Origin of the sequence: Mesorhizobium sp. M6A.T.Cr.TU.017.01.1.1 (genome assembly GCF_004023115.1) — a bacterium.
Classification (GTDB): Bacteria; Pseudomonadota; Alphaproteobacteria; order Rhizobiales; family Rhizobiaceae; genus Mesorhizobium; species Mesorhizobium mediterraneum.
Genome location: NZ_RZTA01000021.1, coordinates 1 through 17949 on the forward strand (window position 1 = coordinate 1; position 17949 = coordinate 17949).

Consider the following 17949-nt stretch of genomic DNA (forward strand, 5'->3'; position numbering starts at 1 on the left):
GCGGATGACGGTGCGGCTGACCCCGAAGGTTTCGGTCAGCTGACCCTCGGTCGGCAGCTTTTGGCCTGGCTGGATCTCGCCCGCCTGCAACTGCTTGCGGATCGCCGCGACCACGGTCTCCGACAGCTTGGGCTTGCGTTCGACCTTCAGGCTGATCGCCGTATCCGATGCCATTGCCAACCCCTATTTGAAGACGCTCGGCAGCCATAGCGAGATGGCCGGAATGTAAGTGACGAGCCCCAGCACCACGAGGCCTGCCCCATAGAATGGCCAGATCGAGCGCATCGCTTCCCAGACGGATATCTTGCCGACCGCGCACGCCACGAACTGCACGGCGCCCACCGGCGGCGTGTTCAGCCCGATGCCGAAGTTGAGGATCATGATGACGCCGAAATGCACCGGATCGACGCCGTAGGCCTGTGCCACGGGCAGGAAGATCGGCGTGCAGATGATGATCGTCGGCCCCATGTCCATGAAGGTGCCGAGGAACAGCATCAAGACGTTGAGCAGGAGAAGCACGACCAGCGGATCTTCCGAGATCGCGTTCATCGAGGCTATGAGCGCCGCCGGCACTTTCAGGAAGGCCATCAACCACGAGAACGCCGCCGCCATGCCGATGATGAGCAGCACCATGGCCGTGGTGCGCACGGCGCCATGGGTGGCATGAACGAAACCTTCCCAAGTCATCTGCCGGTAAACGAGGACGGTAACGAGCAGCGCATAGATGACGGCGATGCAGGAACTCTCGGTGGCCGTGAAAATACCCGATCGCACGCCGCCGAAGATGATCGCGATCAGCAGCAGGCCGGGCACCGCGACAGCGAAGAGATGCGCGACGGCGGCGAAACCCGGAAACGGCTCGGTCGGATAGCCGCGGGAGCGCGCCACGAAATAGGCGGTGACCATCAGTGCCAGGGCCAAAAGCAGGCCCGGGATGATGCCGGCCGTGAACAGGTCGGCGATCGAGATCTTTCCGCCTGCCGAGATCGAGTAGATGATCATGTTGTGCGACGGCGGCAGGAGCAACGCGATCAGCGCCGCCATCGACGTGACGTTGACGGCGTAGTCCGCTCCATATCCACGCGCCTTCATCTGCGGGATCATCAAACCGCCGACCGCTGCCGCCTCCGCCACCGCGGAGCCCGAAATGCCGCCGAACAGTGTAGCGGTCGCGATGTTGACCTGCCCGAGACCGCCACGCATGTGGCCGACGAGCGAGCCGGCGAAGGCGACGATCTTGCTGGCGATGCCGCCGCGCACCATCAAGTCGCCGGCGTAGATGAAAAACGGAATGGCCAGCAGCGAAAAGACGCTCATGCCGGAATTCAGGCGCTGGAACACGATGAGCGGCGGCAGGCCCATGTAGAGGACTGTGGCAAAGCTTGCGACGCCGAGGCAGAAAGCGATCGGCGTGCCGATAAGCATCAGAACGGTGAAGACGCCGAAGAGTATCCAGAGTTCCATGGCGTCAGACCTTCACATTCGCTGTGTCGAGTTCGGCTGCGACTTCCGCCGGCGGCAGTTCATCGAGCGCATCGTCGATCGGCGCACCGGAGAGGCGAAGCACGATCCGCTCCAGCGTGAAAAGCACGATGAGCGCGCCTCCCGCGACAAGCGGGACGTAGTCCCAGCCCCCTGATATGCCGAGCGACGGCAAGGTGGCGCCCCAGGTCAAGGCGACCAGCTGGCTGCCATACCAGATCATGCCGATGCCGAAGGCGAGCGCGACGAGGTCCGAGATCATCCTCAGCCAACGCTTGCCGCTTTTCGGCAGCACGTAGAGCAGGACGTCGAAGCCGAGGTGATAGTTCTCGCGCACGCCGACGGCGGCGCCGAGGAAAATGAACCAGCTCATCAGCATCACCGAGCCCTGCTCGGTCCAGCTCGGCGAGCGGTTCAGAACATAGCGGCCGAACACCTGCCAGGCGACGAAGGCGGTCATCAGCACCAGCCCGATGCCGGCGATCCACAGCGCCGCCGTGCTGACGCGCGACATCACGCGCGCGATGCCGGCAAGGGGCGGTCTCTGTTCTGGGCTGAAGGTCACCGGTTCTCTCCGCAAGAGGATGGCGGCGCGGAATGCCCGCGCCGCCGCTTGATCACTGCGCGGCCTTGATGGCCTCGACCATGGCCTTCAGCTTGTCGTCCTTGACGTGCTTCTCGTAGACCGGGCCCATCGCGTCGATGAAGGGCTGCTTGTCCGGCGTCGTGATCTGCGAACCGGCCGCCTCGACCTTGGCACGCGATTCCTTGACCTTGGCGGCCCACAGCTCACGCTGCTTGGCGACGCTTTCCTTGGCCGCCGCCTTGAAGATCGCCTGGTCTTCCGGCGTCAGCTTGTCCCAGCTCGACTTCGCCATGACGAAGGCTTCCGGCACCATCGTGTGCTCGTCGAGCGAATAGAACTTGGCCACTTCCGCATGCTTGGCGGTATCGTAGCTCGGAAAATTATTCTCCGCGCCGTCAATGACCCCGGTCTCGATCGCCGAATACACCTCGCCATACGGCATCGGCGTCGCGTTGGCGCCGAGTGCCGCCACCATGTCGACGAAGATGTCGGACTGGATGACGCGGAACTTCATGCCGGCCAGATCGGCTACAGAGTTGATCGGCTTCTTCGAATTGTAGAAGGAGCGCGCGCCGCCGTCATAGAAGGCAAGCAGCACCAGCCCGACCTGTTCGAACGCCGCCGCGATCTGGTCGCCGACCGCTCCGTCAATGACCTTGTGCATATGGTCTTCCGAGCGGAAGATGTAGGGCAGCGAAGGCACGGTGGTTTCGGGAATAAGCCCGTTGAACGGCGCCATCGAGACGCGGTTGAGGTCGATCACGCCGGAGCGCACCTGCTCGATCGTGTCCTTTTCCTCGCCGAGCTGCGCGGAATGATAAAGCTCGACCGTATAGCGGCCGGCCGTCCGCTCCTTCACAAGCTCGCCGAAATATTTGACCGCCTCGACCGTCGGATAGCCGTCCGGATGCGTGTCGGACGAGCGCAGAACCGTCTGGGCGCTTGCCGTTCCAGCCATCAGTGCGGCGGCAAGCAGCGTAGCTCCCGCCAGTCTAGAAAAATGCAGCATTGGTTTCCTCCCGTTTGAACGATGGCGGCAAGCGCCGTTAGAGCCGGTACGCCTTTTTTGCGAGCGTATAGGCAAGATCCTGCGCCAACTCGTGCGCCTCTTCCTCGCGGAGCCGGTGCTCGGCGACGAGACGCGCAAGAAAGGCGCAATCGACCCGACGCGCCACATCGTGGCGAGCCGGGATGGATGGAAAAGCGCGGGTATCGTCGTTGAAGCCGACGGTGTTGTAGAAGCCGGCCGTCTCGGTCGTCATCTCGCGGAACCGGCGCATGCCCTCCGGGCTGTCGTGGAACCACCAGGCCGGCCCGAGTTTCAGCGCCGGGTAGACGCCGGCGAGCGGCGCCAGCTCGCGCGCATAGCTGGTCTCGTCCAGCGTGAAGAGGATGATGGTAAGGTCGCGCTCCAGCCCGACGCAGTCGAGCAGCGGCTTCAGCGCCGTCACATAGTCGGTTCTGGTCGGGATATCGAAACCCTTGTCCCTGCCGAACCTCTGGAAGACGGCAGGCGAGTGATTGCGAAAGGAGCCGGGATGGATTTGCAAGACAAGCCCATCGTCGCGGCTCATCTTGGCCATCTCGGTCAGCATCTGGGCACGAAACAGTTTTCGCTCGCGCTCGTCATCCGAGCCCCGGCGGATGCGGTTGAACAGCTCCTGCGCGGCGGCATCCGACAGATTGGCGGTCTCCGCCGTTGGATGGCCGTGATCCGACGCGGTCGCGCCGAAACTCTTGAAGAAGGCTCGTCTCTGGCGATGCGCATCGAGATAGCCGGCCCAGTTACCGGTATCGCAGCCGGTGATTTCTCCGAGCTGGTCGAGATTGGCCGAAAACCCTTCGAAATCGGGATCGACGACCGCGTCCGGCCGATAGGCGGTGACGACGCGCCCATCCCAGCCGCTGTCGCGGATCATCTGGTGCCATTTGAGATCGTCGAGCGCGCCTTCGGTCGTCGCGATGACCTCAATGTTGAAGCGCTCGAACAGCGCTCGGGGGCGAAAATTCTCCCACTGCAGCAAGGTCGCGATCATGTCGTAATGGCGGTCGGCGGTTGCGGCCGTCAGCGGCTCTTCGATGCCGAACAGATGGGCAAGCACATGGTCGAACCACAGCCGCGTCGGCGTGCCGCGGAACAGGTAATAGTGCTCGGCGAACCGCCGCCAGATCGTCCTGCCGTCGGTCTCCACCGGTGAGCCGTCGAGCGTTGGCACTCCGAGATCCTCAAGGCGAACGCCCTGGCTGAACAGCATGCGGAAGATGTAATGGTCCGGCACAACAAGCAATTGCGCCGGATCGGCAAACGCCTCGTTGAGCGCATACCAGCGCGGATCGGTGTGACCATGCGGGCTGACGATCGGCAGGTTCTTCACGCCGGCGTAAAGATCGCGGGCAAGCGAAAGCGGACGCGTCTCCGATGGAAACAGCAAATCCGGATCGGTCAGCACGGCCACATCAATCCTCCCAATACGGCAATCGGTAGGATCGGAAAGAAGTTATGTCAACATACAAAAATCGGGTTGTTATATGATGACTTGATGGCGGTGACCCATTGTGCAGGATGGAAACGGATGTTACGCCGCTGCCAGCCACGCTCCGGACGATCGCCGCACCATGACCAACAGACGCCTTTCCAACAGCACGCTGCAGGCATTGCCGGCCCCCGTCGCGATCCCCCGATACGATCGCGACCAGATCGTGCCAGGTATCGTCCATCTCGGCGTCGGCGCGTTCCACCGCGCTCATCAGGCAGCCTATGTCGACGACTGCCTGGCGGCGGGAGAGACGGATTGGGGCATTGTCGGCGTCTCGCTGCGCAGCGCCGACACACGCGACGCGCTGGCGCCGCAGGACGGGCTCTACACGCTGGCGGTCAGAAGCAGCGACAGTGAAAGCCTGCGCGTCGTCGGCTCGATCCTGTCGATGCTGGTGGCTCCGGAGGATTCCGGCGCGGTGCTGGCCGCGCTGACCGATCCGCGCACCTCGATCGTCACGCTGACGATCACCGAAAAAGCCTATCTCAGGGCGGCGGGCGGCGGGCTGGACACAGCTCATCCCGACATCGTCCATGATTTGGCGAACCCGCAAATGCCGCGAACGGCGCATGGTTTCCTGACCGAGTCGCTTGCGCGCCGCCGTGCCGCCGGCATCCGGCCATTCACCGTGCTCTGCTGCGACAATCTCCCGGCCAATGGCGCCACGCTGCACAGGCTGCTGGTCGAATTCGCCGCGCTACGCGGTACCAGGCTCGCCACTTCAGGCGATGCCAGGCTCGCCACTTCAGGCGATGCCGATCTCGCCCGCCATATCGCCGACGAGGTGGCGTTTCCGTCGAGCATGGTCGATCGCATCGTGCCGGCGACCACCGATGCCGACCGGACACGGATATCAGGCCAGCTCGGCGTCGAAGACGCGTGGCCGGTGATGACCGAGCCATTCTGCCAATGGGTGGTCGAAGACGATTTCCCGGCGGGCAGGCCGGCCTGGGAAAAGTTCGGCGTCACCATGGTCGGTGATGTCGGGCCGTTCGAGGACATGAAGCTCAGGCTGCTCAACGGCTCGCATTCGGCCATCGCCTATCTCGGCCTGCTCAGCGGATATGAGACGGTCGACCGCGCCTTTGCCGATCCGGCGATCCGTCAATTCGTCGACGGATTATGGGCCGAGGCCATCCCGACGCTGCCGCAGGACGCCGGGCTAGACACGACCGACTACACGGCTCAACTCGCTAAGCGCTATTCGAACACCGCGCTTGCCCACCGGACGGCGCAGATCGCCAATGACGGCAGCCAGAAACTGCCGCAGCGCATCGTTGCCTCGGCCACGGAGCGGCTGAGTGCCGGTGCCCCGCCCGCGCATCTGATGCTGGTGGTGGCCGCCTGGATCGCCGCTTGCGAGGCGCGCGGCAAATCCCTGCCGGAAAATCATTTCACCGATCCGCTCGACTTGGCCCTGGCCGCACTCGGCACTCGGCAGCTATCGGCTGGCGAAGCGGTTGCGGCGGTGTTCGACCTGGCCGGCTTCGCCAAGGGCGGTGCTGAGCGCCTGACGCTGATCGACCTGGCGGCCGCCCATCTCGAACGGTTGCGGCAAGGCGGAGTGGCCTTCGCCCTCGCCGCACTCGGCATACGGAGCGAATGAACCTAGGGGACCTAGCGCTGGCTAGGATCGGATTGCGGAGGTCGGCAGGACAGAGGGGGCCGCGAAGGAACGCGACGGAAGCTTTATCCTGGGCCGTCCTACTCTTGGCCGATGTCGTAGCATAAATCCCAGGACCTACGCTCCGCTTCGCCCTGAATGGCGAGGGATAGCCCAGCCTCTATGCCGGCAGGATGGCGCCTTCGAGTGTGGTGAGCTGGCTAAGGAACTGCTCGGCCTTGGTACGGGTCTGATCGTCCTTGGCGTCGGCGGCGTCTTCCCTGGCTTCCTGGATGCGGCGGGCAAGGTCGGCGCGGTCGATGTCGCCGACGGCTACCGCCGATTCTGCCAGCAACGTGCAGCCAGCCGGAACGATGTCGGCAAAGCCGCCGAACACGACGTAGCGTTCTTCCTTGCCGGCGGCGGTCTTCACCGTGACGACACCCGGCTTGATCGTGGTCATGACCGGCGCGTGATGCGCCATGACAGTCATTTCGCCTTCGGCGCCCGGAATGACGACGGATTCGACCTGCTCGGAAACCAGCAGGCGCTCCGGCGAGACCAGTTCGAATTTGAAAGCTTCAGCCATGTCAATTTAGTGAGTAGGGAATAGTGAGTAGGGAGTAGGGAGAGGACAATTGTCCCGATCACCCGGCTGCTATTCACTACTGACTACTGACTACTCCCTATTGCCTTGATTACGCCGCTTCAGCCGCCAGGCGCTGAGCCTTCTCGACCGCTTCCTCGATGCCGCCGACCATGTAGAAGGCGGCTTCCGGCAGATGGTCGTAGTCGCCGTTGCAGAGGCCCTTGAAGCCCTTGATGGTGTCGGCGAGATCGACCAGCTTGCCCGGCGCGCCGGTGAACACTTCGGCGACGAAGAAGGGCTGCGACAGGAAGCGCTCGATCTTGCGGGCGCGGGCGACCGTCTGCTTGTCCTCTTCCGACAGCTCGTCCATGCCCAGGATGGCGATGATGTCCTGCAGCGACTTGTAGCGCTGAAGGATCGACTGCACCTGGCGGGCCACCTGGTAGTGCTCTTCGCCGACGACCATCGGGTCGAGCATGCGCGAGGTCGAATCGAGCGGATCGACGGCCGGATAGATGCCCTTTTCCGAGATCGCGCGGTTCAGCACGGTCGTCGCGTCGAGGTGGGCGAACGAGGTCGCCGGCGCCGGGTCGGTCAGATCGTCGGCCGGCACGTAAATCGCCTGCACCGAGGTGATCGAGCCCTTGGTCGTCGTCGTGATGCGTTCCTGCAGCGCACCCATGTCGGTGGCCAGCGTCGGCTGGTAACCCACGGCCGAAGGAATACGTCCGAGCAGCGCCGACACTTCGGAGCCGGCCTGCGTGAAGCGGAAGATGTTGTCGACGAAGAACAGCACGTCCTGACCCTGGTCGCGGAAATATTCGGCGACCGTCAGGCCGGTCAGGCCGACGCGGGCGCGCGCACCGGGCGGCTCGTTCATCTGGCCATAGACGAGCGCCGCCTTGGATCCTTCGCCGCCGCCCTTCTTGTTGACGCCGGACTCGATGAACTCATGATAGAGGTCGTTGCCTTCGCGGGTGCGCTCGCCGACGCCGGCAAACACCGAGAAGCCGCCATGCGCCTTGGCGACGTTGTTGATCAGTTCCTGGATCAGCACCGTCTTGCCGACGCCGGCACCGCCGAACAGGCCGATCTTGCCGCCGCGGGCATAGGGCGCAAGCAGGTCGAGAACCTTGATGCCGGTGACGAGAATCTGCGCTTCCGTCGACTGCTCGACATAGGTCGGAGCCGGCTGGTGAATGGAGCGCATCTCGATGCCGTCGACCGGGCCTGCCTCGTCGACCGGCTCGCCGATGACGTTGATGATGCGGCCGAGCATGCCCGGGCCGACCGGCACGGTGATCGGCGCGCCTGTGTCATAGACGTCCTGGCCGCGAACCAGACCTTCGGTCGAGTCCATGGCGATGCAGCGCACCGTGTTCTCGCCGAGATGCTGGGCCACCTCGAGCACGAGGCGGTTGCCGACATTGGACGTTTCCAGCGCGTTCAGGATCGCCGGTAGATGTTCGCCGAACTGCACGTCGACAACGGCGCCGATGACCTGGCGAACCTTGCCCGCCAAGGCTGTTGCGGCGAAGGCGCCGACCGTCGCCATCAAGAAGACTGGCTTGGCGGGTGCTGCCGCCTTCTTGGCCGGAGCCGCCTTTGCTGCCGCTGCCGGAGCCTTTGCCGGTGCTGCCGCCTTCGCGGCGGTCTTCGGGGCCGCCTTCTGGGGGGTCGCTGCTTTCGCCATCGTCTTTACCCTTTTCGTCTCTTTGTTTCTCACGCGATCCGCTTGAAGGTCACAGACCTTCGTGGGAGCACGCCTAGAGCGCCTCGGCGCCCGAAATGATTTCGATCAATTCCTTGGTGATCTGAGCCTGCCGCTGGCGGTTATAGGTGATCGACAATTTGTTGATCATGTCGCCGGCGTTGCGTGTCGCATTATCCATGGCGCTCATCTTGGCACCCATCTCGCCGGCCGCGTTTTCGAGCAGCGCACGGAAGACCTGCACGGAGATGTTGCGCGGGATGAGGTCGGAGAGGATTTCGCCCGGCTCCGGCTCGTATTCATAGACGGCATTGCCGCCGTCCGTCGTCTCGGCGGCAGCCGAAGCCACACCTGCCGGGATGATCTGCTGGGTCGTCGGGACTTGGCTGATCACCGACTTGAACTGCGAGTAGAACAGCGTGCAGATGTCGAAGCCGCCCCCGTTGAAAAGCTGGATGACTTTCTTGGCAATGGCATCGGCATTGACGAAGCCGAGCGTCTTCACTTCGCGCAGGTCTACGCGCTCGATGATCAGCTCCGCGTAGTCGCGGCGCAGGATGTCGAACCCTTTTTTGCCGACGCAGATGATCTTGACCTTCTTGCCGTTGGCCAGAAGCTTGCGGATGTGGTCGCGGGCGAAGCGTGCGATCTGCGAATTGAAGCCGCCGCACAGACCACGCTCGGCAGTGCAGACGACGAGCAGATGCACGTCGTCCTTGCCGGTGCCGGTCATCAGCGCCGGGGCCTCGCCGCCGCCGCCGATCGCCTGGGTGATGTTGGCCAGCACCGCGCCCATGCGCTCCGAATAGGGGCGCGCGGCCTCCGCCGCCTCTTGCGCGCGGCGCAGCTTCGCCGCGGCGACCATCTGCATCGCCTTGGTGATCTTCTGCGTCGCCTTGACCGAGGCGATACGGTTACGAAGGTCTTTTAATGAAGGCATGCTTCAAACCTGATCCCGTCCGTCCGGCTTCGTTCAAGCGAAGGTCTTGGCGAAGGTGTCGATCTCCGCCTTCAGCTTGGCGCGTAGATCGTCCGACAGCGCCTTCTCCTTGCGGATACCGTCGAGCACCTCCTTGCCGGCCGAGCGCATGTGGCTGAGCAAGCCATGCTCGAACTTGCTGACCTGGTCGATCGCCAGCTTGTCGAGATAGCCGTTGACGCCGGCGAAGATCACCGCGACCTGTTCCTCGACCTTGAGCGGCGAGAATTGCGGCTGCTTCAGGAGTTCGGTCAGGCGCGCACCGCGGTTGAGCAGGCGCTGCGTGGCGGCGTCGAGGTCGGAGCCGAACTGAGCGAAGGCCGCCATTTCGCGGTACTGCGCGAGCTCGCCCTTGATCGAGCCGGCGACCTGCTTCATCGCCTTGATCTGCGCCGAGGAGCCGACGCGCGACACCGACAGGCCGACATTGACTGCCGGGCGGACGCCCTGGAAGAACAGATTGGTTTCCAGGAAGATCTGGCCGTCGGTGATCGAGATGACGTTGGTTGGGATGTAGGCCGACACGTCGTTGGCCTGGGTCTCGATGATCGGCAACGCCGTCAGCGAACCGCCGCCATTGTCGTCATTGAGCTTGGCGGCCCGCTCCAGAAGACGCGAATGCAGATAGAAGACGTCGCCCGGATAGGCTTCGCGGCCAGGCGGGCGGCGCAGCAGCAGCGACATCTGGCGGTAGGCGACGGCCTGCTTCGACAGATCGTCATAGCTGATCAGCGCATGCATGCCGTTGTCGCGGAAATACTCGCCCATGGTGCAGGCGGTGAACGGCGCCAGGAACTGCATCGGCGCCGGATCGGAAGCGGTGGCGGCGACGATGATCGAATAGTCGAGCGCGCCGCGCTCTTCGAGAACTTTCACGAACTGCGCGACGGTCGAGCGCTTCTGGCCGACGGCGACGTAGACGCAATAGAGCTTTTCCTTCTCCGGCCCGTGATCGTGCACCGATTTCTGGTTGAGCATCGTGTCGAGGATGATCGCGGTCTTGCCGGTCTGGCGATCGCCGATGACCAGCTCGCGCTGGCCGCGGCCGACCGGGATCAGCGCGTCGATGGCCTTGAGGCCGGTCGACATCGGCTCGTTCACCGATTTGCGCGGAATGATGCCGGGCGCCTTGACGTCGACGCGCTTGCGCTCGGTCGCCTGGATCGGCCCCTTGCCGTCGATCGGGTTGCCGAGCGCGTCGACGACGCGGCCGAGCAGGCCCATGCCGACAGGCGTATCGACGATGGCGCCGGTGCGCTTGACGCTGTCGCCTTCCTTGATGTCGCGGTCGGCGCCAAAGATGACGACGCCGACATTGTCGGCTTCGAGGTTGAGCGCCATGCCGCGGATGCCGCCGGGGAACTCGACCATCTCGCCGGCCTGGACATTGTCGAGGCCGTAGACGCGGGCGATGCCGTCACCGACGGACAGAACCTGGCCGACTTCGGAGACCTCGGCCTCCTTGCCGAAATTCTTGATCTGGTCTTTCAGAATTGCGGAAATTTCCGCGGCGCGGATGTCCATCAGCCGACCTCTTTCAGTGCAAGCTTGAGCGAATTGAGTTTGGTTTTGAGCGACGTATCGATCTGGCGCGAGCCTATCTTGACCACCAGCCCGCCGAGCAGCGACGGATCGACGGTCACGGTGATCGCGACATCCTTGCCGGCAACGCTTTTCAGCGCCGCCTTCAGCTCGGTTTGCTGAGCCGCCGTCAGCGCATGCGCCGAGGTGACTTCAGCGGCGGTCTCGCCACGATGCTCGGCGGCGATCTGGCGGAAAGCCTTGATCATGCCAGGGATGGCGAACAGCCGGCGGTTCTGGGCGACGACGCGCAGGAAATTTCCGGTGAGGCCGGTGATCCCTGCCTTGTCGGCGATCGCCGCAATGGCCCTGGCCTGGTCCTCGCTGGAGAACACCGGGCTATTGATCAGACGGGTGAGGTCGGCACTGCCTTCGAGCATCGTCGCGAAACTGTTGAGGTCAGCCTCAACCTTAGCAACCGAGTTTGCCTGCAGCGCGAGCTCGAACAGCGAACCCGCATAGCGTTCTGCAACACCTGAGATTGGCGATGACGATTGGGCCACGGACCGTCTTTTCTCTTGTCTGACAGGCCGCAGATTATTGGCGCGAGCGAGAACTCTGGCTAAATCTTTGACCTTACTGCATTTTTCCAAGCACGGAGGCGCGGCTTCCGCTATCCCCGGCCGAAAGTCGATTGCCGTCTAGCACAGGCATTTTAAGACCGCAATGCGTCGTCCTGCATGGTTTTAGGCACTATTGTCGCATCTGGCGGCCGAGCTCAACGACTGGCCCCGAATTAGCCTTTGATTCAAGGCACAAAGCCGAAGGCGAAGGCAAGCGGCAGCGCCGCCAACACCAGTTCCACCACAATTGAAACCCAGTTGAAAGGCGTGTTGGCGCCATCCGACATCATCGACAGCAGCCGGCCGAAGGCGGTGAACAGCCAGGAAAAGCCAAGCGCCATGTAGAGCAGCGGCTGCGCCAGCAGAATGCAGCACAGGCTAACGCCGAGATAGAAGCCCGACATCCTGCCACGCCCTTCGGCGATCGCCGCCGCCTTCTCGGGCTTGACCTGCAGCCGCAGGATGCGGAAGGCCAGCCCCGGCGCCAGGAAAAGCAGCAGGCCGAACAGCAACGTCACGACAGCGCTCGACCACGCCAGCCACTCGCCCTGGCTCATCGGCCATGGAAACGCAAATTCCATACTGTCCCCTCGTAAATGGCTGTTTCGAAATTTCGGGCATTCTAGCGAAGGAAGAGACATGCGCCAGATGGCGCCGGCACTTTAGGAAAAGCGCATCAACCTAGCGCGAATTCGACCGCCGCCTCGGCATGGATGCGCGTCGTATCGAACACAGGAATGTCGAAGTCCGGCTGGCCGATCAGCATGGTGATCTCGGTACACCCCATGATGACGCCGTCAATCTTTTCGTCGCGCCGCAGGCGAGCGATTTCATCAACGTAGGCCGCCTTTGATTCGGTACTGACGATGCCCTGGCAAAGTTCGTCGTAGATCACGCGATGAACCATATCCCGCCCGGCTTGATCAGGCACCACCGGTTGAAGTCCGTATTTGTCGGTGAGCCGGCCCTTGTAGAAATCCTGTTCCATGGTGAAGCGCGTCGCCAGCAGCGCCGGCCGCTTGACGCCGGCCTGGCTGATCGCAACGGCGGTGGCGTCGGCGATGTGGATGAGCGGTATCGACACCGCCGTCTGCACCGTGTCGGCCAGCTTGTGCATGGTGTTGGTGCAGATCAGCAGCCCTTCGGCGCCGGCTGCTTCCAGCTTGCGCGCGGCGTCGACCAGCCGAACGCCCGCCCCCTGCCAGTCGCCAGCGTGCTGCCGTTCGGCGATCTCGGCGAAGTCGAACGACCACAGCAGCAGTTTCGCCGAATGCAGCCCACCCAGCCGCTCGCGCACGATCTCGTTGAGCAGGCGGTAGTAAATCGCTGTCGATTCCCAGCTCATGCCGCCGATGAGGCCAAGGGTTTTCATGATGGGCTGTTCCTTTTCCTGTGCGATTCCTATATTGTGACCACATGAGACCACAAGGAGTTCTCGCATGAAGACAATGCAGCTACGAGAAGCGAAGGCGAGCCTTTCCGTGCTCGTGGCGGCGGCGGCGAATGGCGAGCCTACTGTCATTACCAAGCACGGCAAGCCGACAGCCATGGTTGTACCGATCGATGAGGGACGGAAGCTCTATCCGCAAAACAGCCAAAAAGACTTCGTGGATTTCCTGCTTCAATACCCAGGTGGCATCGAGCTTGAGCGGAACGAATCGCCATCGCGGGAAGTCGAGTTTTGAGCGACTATCTGCTTGATACGTCTTTTCTCTCGGCCTTTGCACCTGGCCGCACTCCGATTCCTCAACATGTGCAGAAGTGGATTGCTGAACAACGGGAGCGTGGCTCCTGGCATATGTCGTCGATCGTAATTCTAGAGGTGGAAAGAGGCATCGCGAAACTGAAGCGGTCAGGCGGACATGCGAAGGTGGAACGCATTAGCCGCTGGTTCGAAAGTTTACTTATCGAATTTGACCAGCGCATACTCCCCGTCGATGTTGCAATCGCGCGAGAAGCCGGACGACTGGAAGACGCAACTATCGCACGAGGTGTCAATCCGGGCTTGGCTGATGTCTTGATCGCAGCGACTGCTCGTTTGAACGGCCTGTCTGTCTTGACAGCCAATGTCCGGCATTTCGCCATCCTCGATGTACCGTACCTGAACCCATTCGCCGAGGGCGGGCCAAGGGCTTAATTCTTCGCCCATCACAAAAAGCTCTGCGGGTCGATGTCGACCTGCACACGCACCGAGCCCCGTATCTTCGGTCCCTCGGCCAGCATGGCTCGGATGAACCCTTGCATGTCAGCGCGCCGCTCGCCCTGGATCAGCAGGCGAAAGCGATGGCGGCCGCCGATCAGCGACAGCGGCGCCTCGGCCGGTCCGAGCACGAACAGGTCGCTTGCCTGCGGTGCGGCACGCCGCAGGCCGCGGGCGTGCCCTTCGGCTTCCGCCCGCGTCGCCGCACTGACGATGACGCCGGCGAGCCGGCCGAAAGGCGGCAGCGCCGCTCGTTCACGTTCCGTGATCTCGCGCTCGTAAAAAGCCTCGGCGTCGCCGGAGACGATCGCCCGCATCACCGGGTGGTCGGGCTGGAAGGTCTGCAGCAGGCCAAGGCTTTTCTTGCCGGTTCTTCCGGCGCGGCCCGTCACCTGGCTGAGCAGTTGGAAGGTGCGCTCGGCGGCGCGCGGATCGCCATTGGCAAGACCGAGATCGGCGTCGACCACGCCGACCAGCGTCATGTTGGGGAAATTGTGACCCTTGGCGACAAGCTGCGTGCCGATGACGATGTCGGCCTCGCCATTGGCGATGGCTTCAAGCTCCAGCCTCAGCCGCCGAACACCGCCCATCAGGTCGGACGACAGCACGATGGTTCGGGCGTCGGGGAAATGCGCAACGACCTCTTCGGCGATGCGCTCGACGCCCGGCCCGCAGGCGACCAGATGATCGAGCGTGCCGCATTCCGGGCAGGCCTCGGGACGGCGTTCATTGTGCCCGCAATGGTGGCAGACCAGCTGGCCGCGAAAACGATGCTCGACCAGCCAGGCCGAGCAGACCGGGCAGCCGAAGCGATGGCCGCAGACCCGGCACAGCGTCAGCGGCGCATAACCGCGCCGGTTGAGGAACAGCAGCGATTGTTCCTTTTTCTCCAGCGTCTGCCGCATTTGGCCAAGCAGCACCGGCGACAGGAAGCCGCCGCGTGCCGGCGGGGCGCGGCGCATGTCGATCGTCTTCAGGTCGGGAAGGGCCGCCTCGGCAAAGCGCGCCGACAGCACCGCCCTGCTATAGCGGCCTTGGCTCGCATTGACCCGGCTCTCGACTGACGGCGTCGCCGAGGCGAGCACCACCGGAAAGCCACCGATATGGCCGCGCACCACCGCCATGTCGCGCGCATTGTAGAAGACGCGGTCTTCCTGCTTGTAGGCGGGGTCGTGCTCCTCGTCGACGACGATCAGCCCGAGTTCCCTGAAAGGCAAAAACAGCGCCGAACGCGCGCCGGCAACCACGCGCACGCCACCTTCCGACACTTGCCGCCAGACACGCTCGCGCATCCTTGGCGGCAGGTCCGAATGCCATTCCGCCGGCTTGGCGCCGAACCGCTCCTGGAAGCGCTCGAGAAAGGCGTGGGTCAGCGCGATCTCCGGCAGCAGGATCAGCACCTGCTTGCCACGGTCGAGCGCCGCCGCCACCGCCTCGAAATAGACCTCCGTCTTGCCCGATCCGGTCACGCCGTCGAGCAGCGTGACGCCGAATGCGCCGGCCGTGGCATTGGTGCGCAGCATCTCGGCCGCGTCACTCTGGTCCGGCATCAGCGAAGGCTGGGCGTAGCCCGGGTCGGGTGCTGCGACCACCGGTCGCGGCGGGATCATGACGGTCTCGAACACGCCTTGCGCTTTCAGCCCGTCGATGACGGTCGACGAAACGCCGGCCGCATGCGCCAGCCCGGACCGCGTCCAGGCAAGCCCGCCTTCGGCTGTTTCCAGCACGCGCATCCGCGCACCCGTCATCCGATCGGGTTTGGCAAAGGTGCGTTGCAACCCTTCGATCCACGGTTCCGGGTCGAAGGCCTCCGGCGCCCGCAGCAGCATGCGCGCCACCATGCCGGGCGGCGACAGCGTGTATTGCGCGATCCAGTCGACGAAGCGGCGCATGGCGCGGTCGATTGGCGGACAGTCGAAGACCTGCTCGATCGGGCGCAGTTTTTTGGCATCGACTTTTTCGACGGCGCCATCCCAGACGATGCCCGCAACCTGGCGCGGACCAAGCGGCACGCGCACGATCGAGCCCGGCACCACGCGCATGCCGGCGGGCACGGCATAGGTGTAGGGGCGCTCGGCGGGCATCGGCACCAGCACTGGCGCGGCTGCGACAAAGGGCGAATCTTCGATCATGAGGCGTGACCTTGCCCCGACTTTCGTCTAGAGCAAAGGCCGACCCCAAATGTGCATGGCATGCACATGAAAATCTTCAGGAGACCCGCCATGAAATTTTTTGTCGACACTGCCGATGTCAATGAAATCCGTGACCTGAACGATCTGGGGCTGCTCGACGGCGTTACCACCAATCCTTCGCTGATCCTCAAATCCGGCGGCAAGATCGCCGACGTCACCAGGGAGATCTGCGAGATCGTCAAGGGCCCGGTCTCTGCCGAAGTCGTCGCCACCGAATACAAGGACATGATGGCGGAGGCCAAGATCCTGGCCAGGATCGCCGACAATGTCTGCATCAAGGTGCCGCTGACGCTCGACGGCCTGAGAGCCTGTAAGGATATCCGGTCGGACGGCCGCATGGTCAACGTCACGCTCTGCTTCTCGGCGACCCAGGCGCTGCTCGCCGCCAAGGCCGGCGCCTCCTTCATCTCGCCCTTCGTCGGCCGCATCGACGACACCGGCTGGGATGGCATGGAACTGATCTCGGACATCCGCACCATCTACGATAATTATGATTTCCAGACCGAGATCCTGACCGCTTCGGTGCGCACGGTGAACCATGTCAAGCAGGCCGCGCTGATCGGCGCCGACGTCATCACCGCGCCGCCGGCGACGCTAGAGGCGCTGGTCAAGCACCCGCTGACCGACAAGGGCCTGGAGCAATTCCTCGCCGACTGGGCCAAGACCGGCCAGAAGATCGGCTGAAATCAAGACGCCGCGTTCATGAAAAAAGGCCGAGCAATCGGCCTTTTTTGTGCGCCAGCAAGCGGCTGTGGGCGAGAACCGGAACGTCTTGATCGAGGCCGGAAAGTTAACCCGCCACCGTCTTGCCGTGCTTGACCAGATCCTGGGCGATCGACAGGCGCAGCAGCTCCGCCAGTTCGCGCGCCGCGCGGTTCTCGGCGTCGATTTGCGCCCGGTAGGAGGCAAACTCCTGACGGGGCTTGTCGAAAGACGACGCTATCGAGCGCTTGCCGGTCGCGATGGTCGTGCCGGTCTTGGCGTCGGTCAGCACATAGTTCGCGGTCAGTATCACCGTGCCCGCCGTCGGCTCGTCCTCATCGGTCGTGACTTGCACAATTGCAGCGGATTCAACAAGCTCGCTAACGCCGAGATCGAGCGAATAGGCGGGCGAAGCCGGCTCCCCCGCACCCTGGCCGAGCGCGAAGATCAGATTGTTGCGGACCTGCTGGGCGTAGCGGGTGTTGACCGGCTTGACCGAGATGGACCCGAGTTCGGCGGCAGCGCCAACTTGCGACCCGGCCGACAGCGGCGCGCTCGAATAGAGCGGGCGCACCGTGCAGGCCGAAACCAGCGCAACCGAAGCGACCAGGCCGCAAAGGGCGATACGGCGCAGCAAATACGTCACTTCTGTCTTCCCTAAGTCAGGCAACGACATTGACGATCCTCTGCGGGACGATGATCACTTTGCGCGGCGCCTTACCTTCGAGCGCTTTCTGCACGAAGTCGAGAGCCAGAACCGCTTTTTCGACCGCACCTTGGTCCGCGTCGCGGGCAATTGTCAAATCGCCGCGCTTCTTGCCGTTGACCTGGACCGGCAGCACGATCTCGCTGTCGACGACGAGCGACGGATCGTAGACCGGCCAGGGCCGTTCGGCGACCAGATCGGTGCCGCCGAGCGTCTGCCAGCATTCCTCGGCCAGATGCGGCATGACCGGCGCGATCAGATGCACAAGGATGTCGACGGCTTGCCGGCAGGCACCTTTCAGCGCCGCACCGGCCTTGCCTTCGGCCACCTCGTTGAGCGGCGTTGTGAGCGCATTGGCGAGCTCGTAGATGCGGGCGATGGCGCGGTTGAAGGCGAGCTTTTCGATATCCTCGCCGACGGATTTCAGGATCTTATGCGCGGCCTTGGAAACAGTCCCCGCCTCGCCCTCCTCCGCCGCTGCCGGTTGGGTGCCGGCAAGCGATTCGGCGGCCGTCGAC

General features: G+C 63.5%; 19 protein-coding genes. 4 read left to right on the plus strand and 15 right to left on the minus strand.

Translation table 11 applies throughout. The annotated features are described in order from the left end of the window. The 5 genes from EOB36_RS09350 to uxaC form a co-directional block, all read right to left on the minus strand. The coding region (locus EOB36_RS09350; RefSeq protein ID WP_164897484.1) for a GntR family transcriptional regulator at positions 1–174 on the minus strand (174 nt) is incomplete at its 3' end. Between the two features lie 9 nt (positions 175–183). Further along, complete coding sequence (locus EOB36_RS09355; RefSeq protein WP_128241783.1) at positions 184–1464, minus strand: TRAP transporter large permease; 1281 nt, start codon at positions 1462–1464, stop codon at positions 184–186. Between the two features lie 4 nt (positions 1465–1468). Continuing rightward, positions 1469–1996, minus strand: a complete 528-nt coding sequence (locus EOB36_RS09360) for a TRAP transporter small permease (protein WP_128241815.1) — start codon at positions 1994–1996, stop codon at positions 1469–1471. Between the two features lie 103 nt (positions 1997–2099). Then, positions 2100–3077: a TRAP transporter substrate-binding protein gene (locus EOB36_RS09365; protein ID WP_127206166.1), complete on the minus strand. Its 978-nt coding sequence runs from the start codon at positions 3075–3077 to the stop codon at positions 2100–2102. 37 nt (positions 3078–3114) lie between these two features. Beyond that, positions 3115–4524 (minus strand): glucuronate isomerase, encoded by a 1410-nt coding sequence (uxaC, locus tag EOB36_RS09370; protein ID WP_128241784.1) that lies wholly within the window; start codon positions 4522–4524, stop codon positions 3115–3117. Between the two features lie 160 nt (positions 4525–4684). On the opposite strand from uxaC, the gene EOB36_RS09375 reads away from it, so the two are divergent. Then, complete coding sequence (locus tag EOB36_RS09375) at positions 4685–6211, plus strand: mannitol dehydrogenase family protein (RefSeq protein WP_128284724.1); 1527 nt, start codon at positions 4685–4687, stop codon at positions 6209–6211. Positions 6212–6389: 178 nt separating this feature from the next. Here the strand turns inward: EOB36_RS09375 and EOB36_RS09380 are convergent, their stop codons facing one another. From EOB36_RS09380 to EOB36_RS09415, 7 genes are all read right to left on the minus strand, one after another. Further along, complete coding sequence (locus EOB36_RS09380; protein ID WP_128284725.1) at positions 6390–6797, minus strand: F0F1 ATP synthase subunit epsilon; 408 nt, start codon at positions 6795–6797, stop codon at positions 6390–6392. Between the two features lie 109 nt (positions 6798–6906). Continuing rightward, positions 6907–8490 (minus strand): F0F1 ATP synthase subunit beta, encoded by a 1584-nt coding sequence (atpD, locus tag EOB36_RS09385; protein WP_164897486.1) that lies wholly within the window; start codon positions 8488–8490, stop codon positions 6907–6909. A gap of 73 nt (positions 8491–8563) precedes the next feature. Beyond that, complete coding sequence (locus EOB36_RS09395) at positions 8564–9448, minus strand: F0F1 ATP synthase subunit gamma (RefSeq protein WP_127206281.1); 885 nt, start codon at positions 9446–9448, stop codon at positions 8564–8566. A 33-nt stretch (positions 9449–9481) separates the two neighbouring features. Then, positions 9482–11011 carry a F0F1 ATP synthase subunit alpha gene (gene atpA / locus EOB36_RS09400; protein ID WP_128284728.1) on the minus strand — a complete coding sequence of 510 codons (1530 nt, stop codon included), beginning with the start codon at positions 11009–11011 and terminating at the stop codon, positions 9482–9484. Then, entirely contained in the window at positions 11011–11571 is a 561-nt protein-coding gene (locus tag EOB36_RS09405) for a F0F1 ATP synthase subunit delta (RefSeq protein WP_095487565.1), read from the minus strand. Before EOB36_RS09405 ends, atpA begins: the two co-directional genes overlap by 1 nt. Before the next feature lie 245 nt (positions 11572–11816). Then, the gene (locus EOB36_RS09410; RefSeq protein WP_095487567.1) at positions 11817–12212 is read right to left on the minus strand and encodes a DUF4345 family protein; all 396 of its coding nucleotides are present in this window, start codon (positions 12210–12212) and stop codon (positions 11817–11819) included. 95 nt (positions 12213–12307) lie between these two features. After that, positions 12308–13003 (minus strand): aspartate/glutamate racemase family protein, encoded by a 696-nt coding sequence (locus EOB36_RS09415; RefSeq protein ID WP_095487569.1) that lies wholly within the window; start codon positions 13001–13003, stop codon positions 12308–12310. Positions 13004–13070: 67 nt separating this feature from the next. Here EOB36_RS09415 and EOB36_RS09420 point away from each other — a divergent pair, with 67 nt between their 5' ends. Both EOB36_RS09420 and EOB36_RS09425 read left to right on the plus strand, forming a co-directional pair. Then, the gene (locus EOB36_RS09420) at positions 13071–13316 is read left to right on the plus strand and encodes a type II toxin-antitoxin system prevent-host-death family antitoxin (RefSeq protein WP_095487571.1); all 246 of its coding nucleotides are present in this window, start codon (positions 13071–13073) and stop codon (positions 13314–13316) included. Further along, positions 13313–13768 carry a type II toxin-antitoxin system VapC family toxin gene (locus EOB36_RS09425; RefSeq protein ID WP_127206279.1) on the plus strand — a complete coding sequence of 152 codons (456 nt, stop codon included), beginning with the start codon at positions 13313–13315 and terminating at the stop codon, positions 13766–13768. Before EOB36_RS09420 ends, EOB36_RS09425 begins: the two co-directional genes overlap by 4 nt. 11 nt (positions 13769–13779) lie before the next feature. On the opposite strand, the gene EOB36_RS09430 is transcribed toward EOB36_RS09425, so the two are convergent. Further along, the gene (locus EOB36_RS09430) at positions 13780–15963 is read right to left on the minus strand and encodes a primosomal protein N' (RefSeq protein ID WP_127206278.1); all 2184 of its coding nucleotides are present in this window, start codon (positions 15961–15963) and stop codon (positions 13780–13782) included. A 90-nt stretch (positions 15964–16053) separates the two neighbouring features. On the opposite strand from EOB36_RS09430, the gene fsa reads away from it, so the two are divergent. Further along, positions 16054–16707 carry a fructose-6-phosphate aldolase gene (gene fsa, locus EOB36_RS09435; protein WP_128284729.1) on the plus strand — a complete coding sequence of 218 codons (654 nt, stop codon included), beginning with the start codon at positions 16054–16056 and terminating at the stop codon, positions 16705–16707. 106 nt (positions 16708–16813) lie between these two features. On the opposite strand, the gene lptE is transcribed toward fsa, so the two are convergent. Beyond that, positions 16814–17401 (minus strand): LPS assembly lipoprotein LptE, encoded by a 588-nt coding sequence (lptE, locus tag EOB36_RS09440; protein ID WP_127206277.1) that lies wholly within the window; start codon positions 17399–17401, stop codon positions 16814–16816. Then, positions 17388–17949, minus strand: a 562-nt coding sequence (locus EOB36_RS34990) for a class I tRNA ligase family protein (protein WP_245467707.1), incomplete at its 5' end; no start/stop codon positions are given. The genes lptE and EOB36_RS34990, both read right to left, overlap by 14 nt.

Excerpts from the sequence above, each read along its gene's own strand:
- EOB36_RS09355 (WP_128241783.1), bottom strand. The coding sequence starts at position 1,464 with ATGGAACTCTGGATACTCTTCGGCGTCTTCACCGTTCTGATGCTTATC.
- EOB36_RS09360 (WP_128241815.1), bottom strand. The coding sequence starts at position 1,996 with ATGTCGCGCGTCAGCACGGCGGCGCTGTGGATCGCCGGCATCGGGCTG.
- EOB36_RS09365 (WP_127206166.1), bottom strand. The coding sequence starts at position 3,077 with ATGCTGCATTTTTCTAGACTGGCGGGAGCTACGCTGCTTGCCGCCGCA.
- EOB36_RS09375 (WP_128284724.1), top strand. The coding sequence starts at position 4,685 with ATGACCAACAGACGCCTTTCCAACAGCACGCTGCAGGCATTGCCGGCC.
- EOB36_RS09380 (WP_128284725.1), bottom strand. The coding sequence starts at position 6,797 with ATGGCTGAAGCTTTCAAATTCGAACTGGTCTCGCCGGAGCGCCTGCTG.
- atpD (WP_164897486.1), bottom strand. The coding sequence starts at position 8,490 with ATGGCGAAAGCAGCGACCCCCCAGAAGGCGGCCCCGAAGACCGCCGCG.
- EOB36_RS09395 (WP_127206281.1), bottom strand. The coding sequence starts at position 9,448 with ATGCCTTCATTAAAAGACCTTCGTAACCGTATCGCCTCGGTCAAGGCG.
- atpA (WP_128284728.1), bottom strand. The coding sequence starts at position 11,011 with ATGGACATCCGCGCCGCGGAAATTTCCGCAATTCTGAAAGACCAGATC.
- EOB36_RS09410 (WP_095487567.1), bottom strand. The coding sequence starts at position 12,212 with ATGGAATTTGCGTTTCCATGGCCGATGAGCCAGGGCGAGTGGCTGGCG.
- EOB36_RS09415 (WP_095487569.1), bottom strand. The coding sequence starts at position 13,003 with ATGAAAACCCTTGGCCTCATCGGCGGCATGAGCTGGGAATCGACAGCG.
- EOB36_RS09420 (WP_095487571.1), top strand. The coding sequence starts at position 13,071 with ATGAAGACAATGCAGCTACGAGAAGCGAAGGCGAGCCTTTCCGTGCTC.
- EOB36_RS09430 (WP_127206278.1), bottom strand. The coding sequence starts at position 15,963 with ATGATCGAAGATTCGCCCTTTGTCGCAGCCGCGCCAGTGCTGGTGCCG.
- fsa (WP_128284729.1), top strand. The coding sequence starts at position 16,054 with ATGAAATTTTTTGTCGACACTGCCGATGTCAATGAAATCCGTGACCTG.
- lptE (WP_127206277.1), bottom strand. The coding sequence starts at position 17,401 with ATGTCGTTGCCTGACTTAGGGAAGACAGAAGTGACGTATTTGCTGCGC.